The organism is Streptomyces sp. NPDC037271 (assembly GCF_055603605.1).
The window spans coordinates 239,131-253,772 of record NZ_JBVJVN010000001.1 but is presented as its reverse complement, the minus strand read 5'-3'; the positions used below and the strand labels follow the sequence as shown (position 1 = coordinate 253,772).

The 14,642-nt window shown below is 72.0% G+C and carries 15 protein-coding genes; 8 read left to right on the top strand and 7 right to left on the bottom strand.

Going from position 1 to position 14,642, the window contains the following annotated elements:
• Positions 1-63: 63 nt before the first annotated feature.
• Positions 64-1,230 (bottom strand): alanine racemase, encoded by a 1,167-nt coding sequence (gene alr, locus ACZ7G3_RS01300; RefSeq protein WP_470922746.1) that lies wholly within the window; start codon positions 1,228-1,230, stop codon positions 64-66.
• A gap of 83 nt (positions 1,231-1,313) precedes the next feature.
• Between alr and ACZ7G3_RS01295 the strand changes: the two genes are divergently transcribed.
• Entirely contained in the window at positions 1,314-1,685 is a 372-nt protein-coding gene (locus ACZ7G3_RS01295; protein WP_426558201.1) for a holo-ACP synthase, read from the top strand.
• 116 nt (positions 1,686-1,801) lie between these two features.
• A complete protein-coding gene (locus ACZ7G3_RS01290) occupies positions 1,802-2,515 on the top strand; it encodes a formylglycine-generating enzyme family protein (RefSeq protein WP_470923179.1) in 714 nt (237 codons plus the stop codon).
• Here ACZ7G3_RS01290 and ACZ7G3_RS01285 read toward each other — a convergent pair.
• Positions 2,497-3,102 carry a helix-turn-helix domain-containing protein gene (locus tag ACZ7G3_RS01285; protein WP_470922745.1) on the bottom strand — a complete coding sequence of 202 codons (606 nt, stop codon included), beginning with the start codon at positions 3,100-3,102 and terminating at the stop codon, positions 2,497-2,499. The two genes, ACZ7G3_RS01290 and ACZ7G3_RS01285, sit on opposite strands and share 19 nt — an antisense overlap.
• Positions 3,103-3,170: 68 nt before the next feature.
• Here ACZ7G3_RS01285 and ACZ7G3_RS01280 point away from each other — a divergent pair, with 68 nt between their 5' ends.
• Together ACZ7G3_RS01280 and ACZ7G3_RS01275 are read left to right on the top strand one after the other, a co-directional pair.
• Positions 3,171-4,622: an NAD(P)H-hydrate dehydratase gene (locus tag ACZ7G3_RS01280; RefSeq protein WP_470922744.1), complete on the top strand. Its 1,452-nt coding sequence runs from the start codon at positions 3,171-3,173 to the stop codon at positions 4,620-4,622.
• Positions 4,623-4,662: 40 nt separating this feature from the next.
• Positions 4,663-5,133, top strand: coding sequence for an ASCH domain-containing protein (locus tag ACZ7G3_RS01275; RefSeq protein WP_470922743.1), 471 nt, complete (start codon positions 4,663-4,665; stop codon positions 5,131-5,133).
• A 1-nt stretch (position 5,134) separates the two neighbouring features.
• Here ACZ7G3_RS01275 and ACZ7G3_RS01270 read toward each other — a convergent pair whose 3' ends face one another.
• Together ACZ7G3_RS01270 and ACZ7G3_RS01265 are read right to left on the bottom strand one after the other, a co-directional pair.
• On the bottom strand, positions 5,135-6,118 hold the full coding sequence (locus ACZ7G3_RS01270) for an RpnC/YadD family protein (protein WP_470922742.1): 984 nt from the start codon (positions 6,116-6,118) through the stop codon (positions 5,135-5,137).
• A gap of 80 nt (positions 6,119-6,198) precedes the next feature.
• Positions 6,199-6,621: an ATP-binding protein gene (locus tag ACZ7G3_RS01265; RefSeq protein ID WP_470922741.1), complete on the bottom strand. Its 423-nt coding sequence runs from the start codon at positions 6,619-6,621 to the stop codon at positions 6,199-6,201.
• 225 nt (positions 6,622-6,846) lie between these two features.
• Between ACZ7G3_RS01265 and ACZ7G3_RS01260 the strand changes: the two genes are divergently transcribed.
• Together ACZ7G3_RS01260 and ACZ7G3_RS01255 are read left to right on the top strand one after the other, a co-directional pair.
• A complete protein-coding gene (locus ACZ7G3_RS01260) occupies positions 6,847-7,698 on the top strand; it encodes a DUF5753 domain-containing protein (protein ID WP_470922740.1) in 852 nt (283 codons plus the stop codon).
• A gap of 8 nt (positions 7,699-7,706) precedes the next feature.
• Complete coding sequence (locus tag ACZ7G3_RS01255) at positions 7,707-7,928, top strand: DUF397 domain-containing protein (RefSeq protein ID WP_470922739.1); 222 nt, start codon at positions 7,707-7,709, stop codon at positions 7,926-7,928.
• On the opposite strand, the gene glmS is transcribed toward ACZ7G3_RS01255, so the two are convergent.
• The gene (glmS, locus tag ACZ7G3_RS01250; protein WP_426597225.1) at positions 7,889-9,736 is read right to left on the bottom strand and encodes a glutamine--fructose-6-phosphate transaminase (isomerizing); all 1,848 of its coding nucleotides are present in this window, start codon (positions 9,734-9,736) and stop codon (positions 7,889-7,891) included. The genes ACZ7G3_RS01255 and glmS overlap by 40 nt on opposite strands.
• A gap of 140 nt (positions 9,737-9,876) precedes the next feature.
• On the bottom strand, positions 9,877-10,695 hold the full coding sequence (locus ACZ7G3_RS01245) for a hypothetical protein (RefSeq protein WP_470922738.1): 819 nt from the start codon (positions 10,693-10,695) through the stop codon (positions 9,877-9,879).
• Positions 10,696-11,037: 342 nt separating this feature from the next.
• Here ACZ7G3_RS01245 and coaA point away from each other — a divergent pair, with 342 nt between their 5' ends.
• Positions 11,038-12,027: a type I pantothenate kinase gene (coaA, locus tag ACZ7G3_RS01240; RefSeq protein WP_470922737.1), complete on the top strand. Its 990-nt coding sequence runs from the start codon at positions 11,038-11,040 to the stop codon at positions 12,025-12,027.
• Positions 12,028-12,058: 31 nt separating this feature from the next.
• Positions 12,059-13,009 carry a DUF389 domain-containing protein gene (locus ACZ7G3_RS01235; RefSeq protein ID WP_470922736.1) on the top strand — a complete coding sequence of 317 codons (951 nt, stop codon included), beginning with the start codon at positions 12,059-12,061 and terminating at the stop codon, positions 13,007-13,009.
• A gap of 126 nt (positions 13,010-13,135) precedes the next feature.
• On the opposite strand, the gene glmM is transcribed toward ACZ7G3_RS01235, so the two are convergent.
• Positions 13,136-14,494: a phosphoglucosamine mutase gene (gene glmM, locus ACZ7G3_RS01230; RefSeq protein ID WP_470922735.1), complete on the bottom strand. Its 1,359-nt coding sequence runs from the start codon at positions 14,492-14,494 to the stop codon at positions 13,136-13,138.
• Positions 14,495-14,642 lie beyond the last annotated feature (148 nt).

Sequence of the window (14,642 nt, the reverse complement as noted above, 5' to 3'; positions counted from 1 at the left end):
ATTCCCGCTGGTTGCTGATTCCCCTGGACGCGTGCCGTGCACGTCACGCGTCGGACGGACGCGTCACTCGTTCACGTAGACGCGCGGAACGCGTGTTCCGATGCGGGTGACGATCTCGTACGCGATGGTGCCCGCCGCCTGCGCCCAGTCCTCGGCGGTGGGCTCGCCGCGGTCGCCGGGGCCGAACAGCACCGCCTCGGTGCCGGGCTCCGGCCGGTCCCCGCCCAGGTCGACGACGAACTGGTCCATCGCGATCCGCCCCGCCACGGTGCGCCACTTGCCGTCGACCAGGACGGGGCCGGTGGAGGAGGCGTGGCGCGGGACGCCGTCCGCGTAGCCGAGGGGGACGAGGCCGAGGGTGGTCTCGCCGGGGGTGGTGTAGTGGTGCCCGTAGCTGACGCCGTGGCCGCCGGGCACCTGCTTGACCAGGGCCAGCGAGGCGGCCAGCGTCATCACGGGGCGCAGTCCGAAGTCGGCGGGCGTGCCGATCTCGGGGCTGGGCGAGACGCCGTACATGGCGATGCCGGGCCGTACGAGGTCGAAGTGGGCCTCGGGGAGCGTGAGGGTGGCCGGCGAGTTGGCGATGTGCCGCACCTCCGGGCGTACGCCCTGCTGCTCCGCGTACGCCGTCATCTCCCGGAAGACGGTGAGCTGGGCAGCGATGGACGGGTGCCCGGGCTCGTCGGCGCAGGCGAAGTGCGACCAGAGCCCGGTGACACGGAGGAGCCCCTCGTCCTCGGCCCGCAGGGCCGCCGCCACCAGCTCGGCCCAGTCCTCGCCGGGCTGGCAGCCGCTCCGTCCGAGCCCGGTGTCGGCCTTGAGCTGCACCCGTGCGGGGAGCCCTGCCCGCCGTGCCGCCCCGACGACCTCCTCCAGGGCCCACATGCCGCTGACGGACACGTCGAGTCCGGCCTCGACGGCCTCCCGCCAGGGGCCGCCGGGTGTCCACAGCCAGCACATGATCCGCACGTCGTCCGGCAGTGCCGGGTCCGCGCGCAGCGCGAGGGCCTCCTGCGGCGTGGCGGTGCCCAGCCAGGTCGCGCCCGCGGCGACGGCCGCGCGGGCGCACGGAAGCGCGCCGTGTCCGTAGGCGTCGGCCTTGACGACGGCCATGAGAGCCGCCCCGGGGGCCCGTTCGCGCAGTGCGCGGACGTTGGCCCGCAGGGCGGCCAGGTCGATCTCGGCACGGGCCCGCGACACCGCGGCCCGCCGAGCAGCTGTCTCACTCATCGTGCCCCCAGTCTCTCAGAGCACCCGGACCCGGCTTCCCCCACGGAAGGCCGACCGCCCGCGACGTCGTTAGGGTGCCCGGCATGAGCATCATCGGGGTCGGGATCGACGTGGCCGAGATCGAACGGTTCGGGGCATCGCTGGAGCGCACGCCGGCCATGGCCCAGCGGCTCTTCCTGGAGAGCGAGTTGCTGCTGCCGAGCGGGGAGCGCCGGGGCATCGCCTCGCTCGCCGCCCGGTTCGCGGCGAAGGAGGCGCTGGCCAAGGCGCTCGGCGCGCCGGCGGGGCTGCACTGGACGGACGCCGAGGTGTACGTCGAGGACAGCGGGCAGCCGCGGCTGCGGGTGACGGGGACGGTGGCGGCGCGGGCGGCGGAGCTGGGGGTGGCGTCGTGGCACGTGTCGCTGAGCCATGACGCGGGGGTGGCGTCGGCGGTGGTGATCGCGGAAGGCTGACACCCATGAACGTCAGTGGTGCGGGTGTCAACGTCGGTGGTGCGGGTGCCGACGTCAGAGGTGCGGGTGCCGAGGACGTGGGCGCGGGTGCCGAGGACGTGGGCGCGGGGATCGGGATGGTTTCCGTGCCGTCGGGACGGGTGACCCTGTCGGACCGGCGGACGCGGCGCAGCTGGCCGGTGGAGGTGGCGGCGTTCCGGCTGGCGGCGTTCCCGGTCACGCGGGCCGAGTACGCGCGGGTCACCGGTAGGCGGCCCCCGGCCGCGCGGGACGAGCGGCTTCCCGTCGTGGAGGTCTCCTGGACGGACGCGGTCGAGTTCTGCAACTCCCTGTCGCGGCGCGAGGGGCTCCGCCCGGCCTACCGCATCGCCGCGGAGGACGGCGACGGTGGCGTTGGCGGTGCAGACGGCGATGGCGTTGGCGTTGGCGGAGTCGCCTGGGACACGTCCGCCGACGGGTACCGCCTGCCGACCGAGGCCGAGTGGGAACACGCCTGCCGCGCGGGCACCGACGGCCCGCGCTACGGCCCCCTGGACGGCATCGCCCGGTACCGCGGCAACTCCGAGGAGCGCGTCCACGAGGTGGGCGGCAGGCTGCCGAACGCGTGGGGTCTGTACGACACGCTCGGCAACGTCTGGGAGTGGTGCTGGGACCTCTACGACGCCGAGGTGTACGGCACCTACCGGGTGCTGCGCGGCGGCGGCTGGTTCGACGAGCACTGGAGCGTCCGGGCCTCCGTGCGGCGCCGCAGCCACCCGACGTTCCGGGTCGACGACGTGGGGTTCCGCGTCGCCCGTTCGGTGGGCGGGAGTCAGTCGCCGGCCGGCTGAACCCGGATGTGCATGCGCTCGCCCTGCGCTCCGTACAGGGCGAGCCACTCGACGGGCCGGTCCCCCGCGTTGGCGATGCCGTGCGGGACGCGGGTGTCGAACTCCGCCGTCTCGCCGGCCGCCAGGACCAGGTCGTGGTCGCCGAGGGCGAGGAGCAGGCGGCCGGAGAGGACGTAGATCCACTCGTGGCCCTCGTGGGAGCCCTGGTCCGGCCTCGGGGTCCATTCGGTCCGCGCGACCGCCGGGGCGGGAAGGATCTGCTTGTAGGCGTGCAGCCCGTCGTTCGGGTTGCGGGTGAGGGGGATCCAGGTCTGGCCGTGCCGGGTGAACGGGCGCGGATGGACCCGCGGGTCGCCGGTCCGGGAACCGACCAGCTCGTCCAGGGGCAGACGGTGCGCCCTGGCCAGGGGCAGCAGGTGCCGCAGCCCCGGCTCGCGCACGCCCGACTCCAGCCGGGACAGCGTGCTCGCGGAGATGCCGGTGGCGGCGCCGAGCCGGGCCAGTGTGAGACCGCGGGCCCGCCGGATGGCGCGCAGGCGTGCCCCCAGCGAGGTCATCACCTGTGCCGTCTCGTCGTCGTCGCCCATGGCACAACTGTCCCTCATGCCGCGGGGCGGTCCGTGACGTTCACGGCGTACGGGGAAGACTCGACGGCATGCGGACTGCGTACAGCGTGGAGACGGTCAGGAACGCCGAACGGGAGCTGATGGCACGGCTCCCGGAGGGGGCTTTGATGCAGCGGGCCGCGGCCGGGCTCGCCGCCGCCTGCGCGGAGGTGCTCGGGCGGGTGGCCGGACGGGTGTACGGCAGCCGGGTGGTGCTGCTGGTCGGGAGCGGGGACAACGGCGGCGACGCCCTGTACGCCGGGGCGCGGCTCGCCCGGCGCGGGGCGGGCGTGACGGCGGTGCCGCTCACGCCGGAGCGCGCGCACGGAGGAGGGCTGGCGGCGCTGCGCCGGGCGGGTGGCCGGGTCGCGGGGACCGCCTCCGCCGGGGAGCTGATCGAGCGGGCGGACCTGGTCGTCGACGGCATCGTCGGGATCGGCGGCAGGGGCGGGCTGCGTCCGGAGGCGGTGCCGCTCGCCGACGCGGCCGCGCGGGCCCGGGCCGCCGTACTCGCCGTCGACCTGCCGAGCGGCGTCGACGCGGACACCGGGCAGGTGCGGGGGGCCGCGGTCCGGGCCGACCTGACGGTGACGTTCGGGGCGCACAAGCCGGGGCTGCTGCTCGACCCGGCGCGGGAGTACGCCGGGTCGGTGCGGCTGGTGGACATCGGGCTGCCGCTGCCGAACGACGCCGCCGAGCTGGAGGCGTTGCAGCACGCGGACGTGGCGCGGCTGCTGCCGGTGCCGGGCGCGGAGAGCGACAAGTACCGGCGGGGGGTCGTCGGCATCGCCGCCGGGTCGGCCCGCTATCCGGGCGCCGCCGTGCTCGCCGTCGCCGGGGCGCTGCGGGGCGGGGCCGGGGCGGTGCGGTACGTCGGTCCGGCGGGGGACGCGGTGATCGCCCGCTACCCGGAGACGCTCGTGTCCGACCAGGGTCCGAAGCGGGCGGGGCGGGTGCAGGCGTGGGTCGTCGGACCGGGGGCCGGGGACGACGCCGGGACCGTGGCGGAGGTACTGGCGGCGGAGGTGCCGGTGCTGATCGACGCGGACGGGCTGCGGCTGGCGGATGCCGGGGCGGTACGGGCCCGTACGGCGCCGACGCTGATGACGCCGCACGCCGGGGAGGCGGCGGCGCTGCTCGGGGTGGCCCGGGAGGAGGTCGAGGGCGCGCGGCTGGCCTCGGCACGGGAGCTGGCGGGGCGGTACGGGGCGACGGTGCTGCTGAAGGGGTCGACGACGGTGGTGGCCGGGGCGGAGTCGAGCCCGGTGCGGGTCAACGCGACGGGCACGTCGTGGCTCGCCACGGCGGGGAGCGGGGACGTGCTGTCGGGCCTGGCGGGGTCCTTGCTGGCGGCGGGGCTCCCGGCGGTGGACGCGGGGAGCGTGGCGGCGTACGTCCACGGCCTCGCGGGGCGTTTCGCGGCGGACGGGGCACCGACGGGGGCGCACGACGTCGCCGGGGCGATTCCGGGGGCGTGGCGGGATGTGGCCCGGGCGCGGTGAACGGGCGCACCGTGGGGGGCGGGGTCGTTACGGTGGCCGCATGACCCCGGACCCCGCCTCGGCCCCCTCGGCCCCCACGGAACTCGCCTCCCTGCCCAGGGCCGAGTTCGCCTTCCCCGGCCCGCTGCGTGACCAGCTGGTCGCGGCGATCCTCGGCGGCTCGAAGACTTCGACGACCGGCCTCGTCGTCGACTACGAGCACGAGGGCGAACCGCTGCCCGAGGCCGGGAGCCGCGAAGTGGTCGTCGACTCCCACGACCGCCCGGTCGCCGTCATCGAGGTGACCGACGTACGCGTCGTCCCGCTGGGTCAGGTGGACCTCGCACACGCGGTGGACGAGGGCGAGGGATACACGAGCGTGGCCGAGTGGCGGGTGGGCCACGAACGGTTCTGGCACAGCGAGGAGATGCGCGCCGCCCTGAACGACCCGGACTTCACCGTGGACGACACGACCCCGGCGGTCCTGCAGCGCTTCCGCCTGGTCACCGTGGTACACCCGGCCGACGGGTGACTCACTCCGAACGGCGCTCCTCCCGCGGCTCGTCCGGCATCCCCGCGAAGAGTTCCTCGACCCGAGCGACTGTTCCGGCACGGTCGAGCCAGTCGTCGAGGCGGGCGAGGTCCAGGCAGCCGGTGACGCGGGCGCGGGCGTCGTCGGACACGATCAGGCCGCGGACTTCGAGCACCCGCAGGACCCCCTGGGCCTTTCCCTTGGCCCTGCCCACGGCCTCCCCTTCGGCCCTGCCTTCAGCCCTGCCTTCAGCCCTGCCTTCGGCTTCTCCCTTGGCCCTGCCTTCGTAGTACGTCTCCTCCCAGACCGTTCCCCTGCCCGGGAAATACGAGATGACCATCTTCTCCAGCTCCCTCCATGTCTCTCGGGCCGGAGTGTCCTCCAGGCCCACTTCCAGCAGTTCCGCCCAGTACTTGGCTGTGGGTTTGTCGAACGACCGCATTCCACGGGCCAGCAGTTGCAGTATGGCGTCGATGTCCCGGCTTTCGCTGTGCACGATGGCGGAGAACGTCGCCAGCGCCGGCTCTCGCGCCACCACTGCTTCGTCACTGATTTCCGGAACACTGTCCGGCCCCAGCACGAACGGGCGCGTGACCTGGGACTCCCAGGGCCCGACCCGGCATTCGAAGGGACCGGCGGCCCAGGCCGCCGTGGAGCGGTTGCGGCAGACCGCGACGAGCAGTACCGGCAGGCCGAACTTCGCCTGCAAGTACGCCACGTAGTACGGCCAGTTGACTGCCTTGTCAGCGGCCTTACGGGTCTGGGCCTCGACGGCGAGCACGAAGCTCTCCCCGTCGGACGGCTCGACCTTCAGCACCGTGTCCACACGACGCTCAAGCGGTTTCAGCTCCGTGGCGTCGGGAGTCATGAGCTCGATCTCCGCCTTGGCAGGCGGCGGCATGCCCAACGCCTCGAAGATCGGCGCGAGAACCTCCGGATGATCCTGGAAGATCCGGTGCGAGGTCTCGTGGGTGGATGTGACCATGCGTGCAACCCATTTCCGGAGTGGGGCGGTATTTTCGGGTGATCGGGACGCGTTCACCCTTTCGAGCGGCGAGGAAACGTTCACGCCGCCCGCTCCGCAGCGCCCAGTTCGCACCAGACGTATTTGCCGCGATTTCCCTCCCGCGCCAGCGGCTGCCAGCCCCACACGTCGGCGCAGGACCGCACCAGGGCCAGGCCTCGCCCTTCCTCGGCGTCCAAGCCCCGGTCGAAGGGGAGCGGCGGCTCGGGCGGGGTCGGGTCCGCGTCCCAGGCGCCGATCCGCAGCACGCCGTTCCCCGACCAGCGCACCCGCAGGGCGGCCGGCCCCTTGGTGTGCCGTACGGCGTTGGACACCAGCTCCGTCGCGAGCAGCTCCGCGACGTCGACCATGCCGATCAGGCCGTGCATCGTGAGGACGAGGCGGAGGGTGCGGCGGCAGACGGTGACGGCGCGGGGGTCGTTCGGGATGTAGAGGGAGTACTCCCACGAGTTGTTTCCGGGCATGCGGCAACTCCTGTTCCGATGTCGGTGTTTGGGGATGGCGGCCGGCGTCATTGCCGCACCCGTCACGACAGGACGAAGCGGTGCACTTCCGGCAACCCGGCATTCCGCAGAGTATGCGGTGCGTCACTGACAGTAGACCTAAGATGTGATGCGGAACAAGCGAGTCGCGTAATCTTCCCCCCGAACGAGTCGCGCCTACAGGCGCGTTGGATCAAGGAGCGATCGATGCCTCTGCGACGCGAACCCACGGCACGTCAGATGCGCCTGGCGGTCGAGCTGCGCAGACTCCGGGAAGCGTCGGGGCTCGCCGCCGGTGAAGCCGCAGCACTCCTCGGGGTGGGACACACTCAGATCAGCCACATCGAATCGGGCCTCACGGGCGTGAGTGAAGCGCGGCTACGTCGCCTCGCGACCAACTACGCCTGCCGGGACCAGGACCTGATCGACGCACTGGCGGTCATGGCGACCGACCGGACGCGGGGGTGGTGGGAGGAGTACCGCGGGGTGCTGCCCACGCCGTTTCTGGACATCGCGGAGCTGGAACACCACGCCACCTTCCGGCAGGACGTGGAGTTCCTGGTCGTCCCCGGGCTGCTCCAGACGGATGACTACGCCCGCGCCGCCTTCGCTTCCAGAGTCCCCGAACTCCCCCGGGAAGACCTTGAGTCGCGCGTCCAGCACCGCATGCGACGCAAGTCGGTTCTGGAGGGGGACACCCCCACCTCGTACGAAGTGGTCATTCACGAGGCAGCCCTGCGCATCAGGGTCGGCGACCGCGCCATCTCCCACGCTCAGCTCGCCCGCGTCCTGGAGTCCTCGGAAGCACGCAACATCACCGTACGAGTCATCCCGTTCGACCTGGACGGCTTCGGCGCGACCTGGTCCACCGTGATGCTGGCAGGTGGCGCGGTACCCAGGCTGGACACCGCCGTGCGCGACGCGCCTCACGGCTCGGTGTTCGTCGACTCAGAGGCTCAACTCGACGTCTTTCGAACGCTTTTCCGTAGAATGGCGTCCGCGTCACTCGATCCCGAGCGTTCGCGCGACTTCATCCACAGGCTGACCAAGGAACTGTGAGGCGCCCCGTGACCACCCCCGGCAGCTGGCGGAAGTCGTCCTACTCCGGCGGCGGCGACGGAAACAACTGCGTCGAGATAGCGACCTGCCCCGCTCGCTGCGCCATACGAGACTCGAAGGTCCCGGACGGAACAGTCCTCACCTTCCCTGCCGGGACCTTCGCCACCTTCCTCGACGCCCTGAAGTCCGCTCACTCCACCGTGACCGACTTCGCCAGGTTCCGGGGCTGATCCACCTCGTTCCCCCGGGCCGTCGCCAGCTCGCAGGCGAAGACCTGGAGCGGCACCGTCGCCACCAGCGGCTGGAGCAGCGTCGGGGTCGCGGGGATGCGGACGAGGTGGTCGGCGTAGGGGACGACGGCCTCGTCGCCCTCCTCGGCGATGACGATGGTGCGGGCGCCGCGGGCGCGGATCTCCTGGATGTTGGACACGATCTTGTCGTGGAGGACCGAGCGCCCGCGCGGGGACGGGACGACCACGACGACCGGCAGGTCCTCCTCGATCAGCGCGATCGGCCCGTGCTTCAGCTCGCCCGCCGCGAAGCCCTCGGCGTGCATGTACGCCAGCTCCTTGAGCTTGAGGGCGCCTTCGAGGGCGACCGGGTGGCCGACGTGCCGGCCGAGGAAGAGCACCGTGTTCTTGTGGGCGAGGGAGCGCGCCAGTTCCCGTACGGGCTGCATCGTCCCGAGGACCTGTTCGACCGCGTCGGAGATCCGTGAGAGGTCGCGGACGACGTCGCGGATCTCGTCCCCGTACTTCGTGCCGCGTGCCTGCCCCAGGTACAGGGCGACCAGGTAGCAGGCCACCAGCTGGGTGAGGAATGCCTTGGTGGAGGCGACGGCGACCTCGGGTCCGGCGTGCGTGTAGAGGACCGCGTCGGACTCGCGGGGGATGGTGGAGCCGTTGGTGTTGCAGATGGCCAGCACCTTCGCGCCCTGTTCCCGGGCGTGGCGCAGGGCCATGAGGGTGTCCATGGTCTCGCCGGACTGGGAGATCGCGACGACCAGGGTCTGCTGGTCGAGGATGGGGTCGCGGTAGCGGAACTCGCTGGCCAGCTCCACCTCGCAGGGGATGCGCGTCCAGTGCTCGATGGCGTACTTGGCGATCAGCCCGGCGTGGAAGGCCGTACCGCACGCGATGATGACGACCTTGTCGGCCTCCCGGAGCATCTCCGCGGGGATGCGCACCTCGTCCAGGCTCAGCGTGCCGGAGTCGTCGATGCGGCCCAGGAGGGTGTCGGCGATCGCCTTCGGCTGCTCGGCGATCTCCTTGAGCATGAAGGAGTCGTAGCCGCCCTTCTCGGCTGCCGAGGCGTCCCAGTCGACGTGGTAGGAGCGCACGTCGGCCGGGCTGCCGTCGAAGCCGGTGACCGTCACGCCGTCGCGGCGCAGCTCGACGACCTGGTCCTGGCCCAGCTCGATCGCGTCCCGGGTGTGCGCGATGAAGGCCGCCACGTCCGAGGCGAGGAAGGACTCGCCCTCCCCCACGCCCACCACGAGCGGCGAGTTGCGGCGTGCGCCCACGACCACGTCCGGCGCGTCCGCGTGCACCGCGACCAGTGTGAACGCGCCCTCCAGACGCCGGCACACCAGGCGCATCGCCTCGGCGAGGTCGGCGCAGGCGGAGAACTCCTCGGCGAGCAGGTGGGCGACGACCTCGGTGTCGGTCTCGGAGACCAGGTCGTGGCCGCGCTCCGCCAGCTCGGCCCGCAGCGAGGCGAAGTTCTCGATGATGCCGTTGTGGACGACGGCCACCCGGCCCGCGTTGTCGAGGTGCGGGTGGGCGTTGGCGTCGGTCGGTCCGCCGTGCGTGGCCCAGCGGGTGTGGCCGATGCCGGTGACGGCGGCCGGCAGTGGCCGTTCGGCCAGTTCCTTGTCCAGGTTGACGAGCTTTCCGGCGCGCTTGGCGGTGGCGAGGCCGCCGTCCGCGAGCACGGCGACGCCCGCCGAGTCGTATCCCCGGTATTCGAGCCGTTTCAGCCCGGCCATCACGACATCGAGCGCCTGCTGCGACCCCACGTATCCCACGATTCCGCACATGATCGGCAGCCTACGATCAGAAGCGGTCGTGAATCGGGCTTCCCGTGCCCGAAATCGGAAATTCCCACCGGGGTACGAACGCCTCCGGCGGGGTCACCGCCGGCGGCCCGCCGTCAGCCGAGCCGTCGACGGCCCGCCGTTCAGCCGAGCTTGGCCACCTGTGCGTCGACGACGTCCGCGGGGACCTCGAAGTCCGCACCGCTCACCATCGAGGAGAGATTGGTGGCGGCGAAGGAGGCGAGCGTGGCGCCCTTGCGGACCACGACGAGCTTCATGGGCGCGTTGGCGTCCTTGCCGATGTCGAGGCCGATGGTGACGGCGAGGCCCTCGTCCCCGCCCTCGGGAGCGGCGGTCGTGGTGACCTCGGCGACCTGCATCTTGTCGCTGCCCACGCTCGCGACGAAGCCGCCGGCGCACTGCTCGGCGGCCGTCTTCAGCTCCGCCAGCGCCTGCTCGGCGCCGCCGCCCGCGTAGGAGGCGACGTTCAGCCTGATCATGTCCACGCTGATGTTGGTCATGTCCTGGCCGTCCGGACCCGAGCCCTTGGAGGGCGTCTCCGTCTGCCCCTGCCAGGAGCGCTTCACGCTGGCCCCCGGCTCACCCGGAGCCACCGCGGTCTGGGCGAGGGCGAGCGGCAGACAGGCCTTGTCGTCCGTCGAGATCTGGTCCTCGGCGATGTCCTCGTCCGCCGGGATCTTGGTGGTGACCTTGCCGTTCTTGACGTCGGCCTGGGCGAGGGCGATCTTCTCCAGCTCGACGGCGGTCAGCGCGTCGCCCGCGGGGGCGGACTCGTCCGCCTTGGCCTTGTCGCCACCCGCCGGTGCGGACTGGTCGGCCTTGGCCTTGTCGTCACCGGATGCGCCTCCGTCGTCGGACGACCCGCCGCAGGCGGTGACGAGCAGGGCCAGGGCAGCGGCGGAGGCCGCGAGTGCGGTGCGGCGGACAGCGGTCGAACTCACGTCGGCACTCTTTCGTCGGGATGATGTGAAGGGATGTCGAGGGACGCCGGGAACGTCGACGTACGACTGGTACATCGATGTACGCCTGGCACGTCAAGGTGCGTCGGGATACGCCGGATACGCCGAGGCATGTCGAGGCACTCCGAGGCACTTTGAGGCGCGTCGAGGCCGGCGGACGGGCCTCGCCCGGCCTCGTGCACCGTACATACGACAATCACACACATGATCGATAACCGGCCACCCGTACTCATCCGTAACTTCGACGGGTCACCGGCTCCGGCCCACCGGCCGACGTGACAGAGCCCACCCGCCACCCCGTTCGAACTCCGTTAACAATGGGGTGTGATCTCATCGGTCTCCTCGATACCCAGGAGCGCCCACCGGCAGCGGCCGGAGGCGACTCCCTATGTCGACCTCACCCGTCCCGAGTGGAGCGCGCTGCGCGACAAGACGCCGCTGCCGCTGACCGCCGAGGAGGTCGAGAAGCTGCGCGGCCTCGGCGACGTCATCGACCTCGACGAGGTGCGGGACATCTACCTCCCGCTGTCCCGGCTCCTCAACCTCTACGTCGGCGCCACCGACGGCCTGCGCGGCGCGCTGAACACCTTCCTCGGTGAACAGGGCTCGCAGTCCGGCACCCCCTTCGTCATCGGGGTCGCCGGCTCGGTCGCCGTCGGCAAGTCCACCGTCGCCCGCCTGCTCCAGGCGCTGCTGTCCCGCTGGCCCGAGCACCCGCGCGTGGAACTGGTCACGACCGACGGCTTCCTGCTGCCCACGAAGGAGCTGGAGGCCCGCGGCATGATGTCCCGGAAGGGCTTCCCCGAGTCGTACGACCGCCGGGCCCTCACCCGCTTCGTCGCCGACATCAAGGCGGGCAAGAGCGAGGTGACCGCGCCGGTCTACTCCCACCTCATCTACGACATCGTCCCGGACCAGAGGCTCGTCGTCCGCCGCCCCGACATCCTGATCGTCGAGGGCCTCAACGTGCTCCAGCCCGCGCTGCCCGGCAAGGACGGCCGCACCAGGGTCGGTCTCGCCGACTACTTCGACTTCAGCGTGTACGTCGACGCCCGCACCGAGGACATCGAGCGCTGGTACCTCAGCCGCTTCCGCAAGCTGCGCGAGACCGCCTTCCAGAACCCGTCCTCGTACTTCCGCAAGTACACCCAGGTGTCGGAGGAGGAAGCCCTCGACTACGCCCGCACCACCTGGCGCACCATCAACAAGCCCAACCTGGTGGAGAACGTGGCCCCGACCCGGAGCCGGGCCACCCTGATCCTGCGCAAGGGCCCCGACCACAAGGTGCAGCGCCTGCGCCTGCGCAAGCTGTGACGGGGCCTCACCCGGCCGGTACAAATACCGGATGCTGCATCTGCGCCTGATCACCCCGGCCGACCGCACCGCCGAGGTGGTCCGCCTCATCGACCGGACGGTCGGCACCACCCACCTGGTCGTCCTGCCGGGCGCCGCTCGCGAACCCGCCGGCGACGTCGTCATGTGTGACGTCGCCCGCGAGTCCGGCGACGAACTCATCAGCCGGCTGCGGACGTTGGGCGTCGACGACCGCGGCGCCATCACCGCCGAGAACATCGACCTGTCGCTCTCCGAACACGCCGACCGGGCGGAGAAGGAGGCGCCGGGCGAGCCCGCCGACGCGGTGCTGTGGGAGCAGTTGGAGGAGGCGACCCACGAGGAGTCGACCCTCTCCATCACCTACGTCGCCTTCATCACCCTCGCCACGATGATCGCGGCCTGCGGTGTGGTGCTCGACAACGCGGTCCTGATCGTGGGCGCGATGGCGGTCGGACCGGAGTTCGGTCCGCTGGCCGGCATCTGCACCGCGATCGTGCAGCGGGCGCCGCGGCTGGCCCTGCGTTCGGCGATCGCCCTGCTGGTGGGCTTCGCGGTGGCGATGGCGGTGACGGTGGGCTTCAGCTGGATCATGGCCGCGTTCGGCCAGTTCAGCGAGGGCAAGCTGGAGGCCGACCGGCCCAACACCGGATTCGTCTACGCGCCGGACGCGTTCTCCTTCGTGGTGGCGGTCCTCGCCGGGATCGCGGGCACCCTGTCCCTGACCTCGGCGAAGTCGGGCGCGCTGGTCGGTGTCGCCATCTCCGTCACCACGGTCCCGGCGGCGGCGAACGCGGCCGTGGCCCTGAGCTTCGGCGACACCGGCCAGATGGTGGGCTCCAGCGAACAGCTCCTGCTGAACCTGGCCGGCATCGTCATGGCCGGCACACTGACCCTGCTGGCCCAGAAGGCCTTGTGGTCGACTCAGCGGAACCGACTGACCAAACCGGACAACGCCGGATGAGGACACCTGCCCGAGGGGCGCGGGGCCCTGCTGATCCGCGGCTCCGCCGCGTGGGCGCGGCCAGCCACAGCGAACCCGCGGCCCGCACCACGCAGAACCCCCGCCCCCGAACCCGGCCCCGCGGAACTACCCCAGCGCCGACTTCACCGCATCGGCCAGCCGCCCGGCGACGGACCGGGCCTGCTCGATGTCCGCCGCTTCCACCATCACCCGCACCAGCGGCTCCGTCCCGGAGGGACGCAGCAGCACCCGCCCGGTGCTCCCGAGCTCACGCTCGGCCTCGGAAACCGCCGTGGCCAGCTCGGCGGAGGTGTTCACCCGCGACTTGTCCACGTCCGGCACGTTGATCAGCACCTGCGGCAGCCGCTCCATGACGGACGCGAGGTCCCGCAGCGTACGGCCGGTCTGCGCGACCCGCGCCGCCAGCATCAGGCCGGTCAGCGTGCCGTCGCCGGTGGTGGCGTGGTCGAGGATGATGACGTGGCCGGACTGCTCGCCGCCGAGGGCGTAGCCGTTGGCCTTCATCTCCTCCAGGACGTACCGGTCGCCGACGCCGGTCTGCGCGAACCGGATGCCCTCGCGCTCCATGGCCAGCTTGAAGCCCAGGTTGGACATGACGGTCGCGACGACGGTGTCGGAGCGCAGCGCGTCGCGTTCCCGCATCGCCAGCGCGAGCACGGCGAGGATCTGGTCGCCGTCCACCTCCGCGCCGGTGTGGTCCACGGCCAGGCAGCGGTCGGCGTCGCCGTCGTGGGCGATGCCCAGGTCGGCCCCGTGCTCGACGACGGCGGCCTTGAGCAGGTCGAGGTGGGTGGAGCCGCAGCCGTCGTTGATGTTGAGGCCGTCGGGCACCGCGCCGATGGTGACCAGCTCGGCGCCGGCCCGCGCGAACGCCTCCGGCGAGACGCGGGAGGCCGCGCCGTGCGCCTCGTCGAGGACGATCTTCAGCCCGTCCAGGCGGTTCGGGAGTACGCCGACGAGGTGGGCGACGTACTGGTCGAGCCCCTCGTCGTACTCCCGCACCCGGCCCACGCCGGCTCCGGTCGGGCGGTCCCAGGGGGCGCCGGTGCGGTGCTCCGCGTAGACGGACTCGATGCGGTCCTCCAGCTCGTCGGCGAGCTTGTGGCCGCCGCGGGCGAAGAACTTGATGCCGTTGTCGGGCATGGCGTTGTGGCTCGCGGAGAGCATCACACCGAGGTCGGCGCCGAGCGCCCCGGTGAGGTGGGCCACCGCGGGCGTCGGCAGCACGCCGACCCGCAGCACGTCCACGCCGGCACTGGCCAGGCCCGCGACCACGGCGGCCTCCAGGAACTCCCCGGAGGCGCGCGGGTCCCGTCCGACGACCGCGGTCGCCCGGTGCCCGGCGAAGGTGCCCGCCTCGGCCAGTACGTGCGCCGCGGCGACGGAGAGGCCGAGCGCCAGCTCCGCCGTCAGATCCGCGTTGGCGACACCGCGCACGCCGTCCGTGCCGAAGAGTCGTCCCACTTGTCCTCCTGAGGAAACGTCAATTCCGGAAGCGGCTGCCGATGAATGCGGCCCACGCAGTCGGCTCCCGTGGTCCAGGGCACGCACTGCCCGACCATACGATCACACAAGCCTTTGAACGTTTGAACATCTGACCATGTCAGCGTCT

What these genes read in the sequence shown, in the direction of transcription:
- ACZ7G3_RS01285 (WP_470922745.1), bottom strand. Translation starts at nt 3,102, where the DNA reads ATGGGCGACGACGACGAGACGGCACAGGTGATGACCTCGCTGGGGGCA.
- ACZ7G3_RS01265 (WP_470922741.1), bottom strand. Translation starts at nt 6,621, where the DNA reads ATGCCCGGAAACAACTCGTGGGAGTACTCCCTCTACATCCCGAACGAC.
- ACZ7G3_RS01275 (WP_470922743.1), top strand. Translation starts at nt 4,663, where the DNA reads ATGACCCCGGACCCCGCCTCGGCCCCCTCGGCCCCCACGGAACTCGCC.
- ACZ7G3_RS01280 (WP_470922744.1), top strand. Translation starts at nt 3,171, where the DNA reads ATGCGGACTGCGTACAGCGTGGAGACGGTCAGGAACGCCGAACGGGAG.
- alr (WP_470922746.1), bottom strand. Translation starts at nt 1,230, where the DNA reads ATGAGTGAGACAGCTGCTCGGCGGGCCGCGGTGTCGCGGGCCCGTGCC.
- ACZ7G3_RS01295 (WP_426558201.1), top strand. Translation starts at nt 1,314, where the DNA reads ATGAGCATCATCGGGGTCGGGATCGACGTGGCCGAGATCGAACGGTTC.
- glmS (WP_426597225.1), bottom strand. Translation starts at nt 9,736, where the DNA reads ATGTGCGGAATCGTGGGATACGTGGGGTCGCAGCAGGCGCTCGATGTC.
- ACZ7G3_RS01290 (WP_470923179.1), top strand. Translation starts at nt 1,802, where the DNA reads ATGGTTTCCGTGCCGTCGGGACGGGTGACCCTGTCGGACCGGCGGACG.
- ACZ7G3_RS01235 (WP_470922736.1), top strand. Translation starts at nt 12,059, where the DNA reads ATGCTGCATCTGCGCCTGATCACCCCGGCCGACCGCACCGCCGAGGTG.
- ACZ7G3_RS01270 (WP_470922742.1), bottom strand. Translation starts at nt 6,118, where the DNA reads ATGGTCACATCCACCCACGAGACCTCGCACCGGATCTTCCAGGATCAT.
- ACZ7G3_RS01260 (WP_470922740.1), top strand. Translation starts at nt 6,847, where the DNA reads ATGCCTCTGCGACGCGAACCCACGGCACGTCAGATGCGCCTGGCGGTC.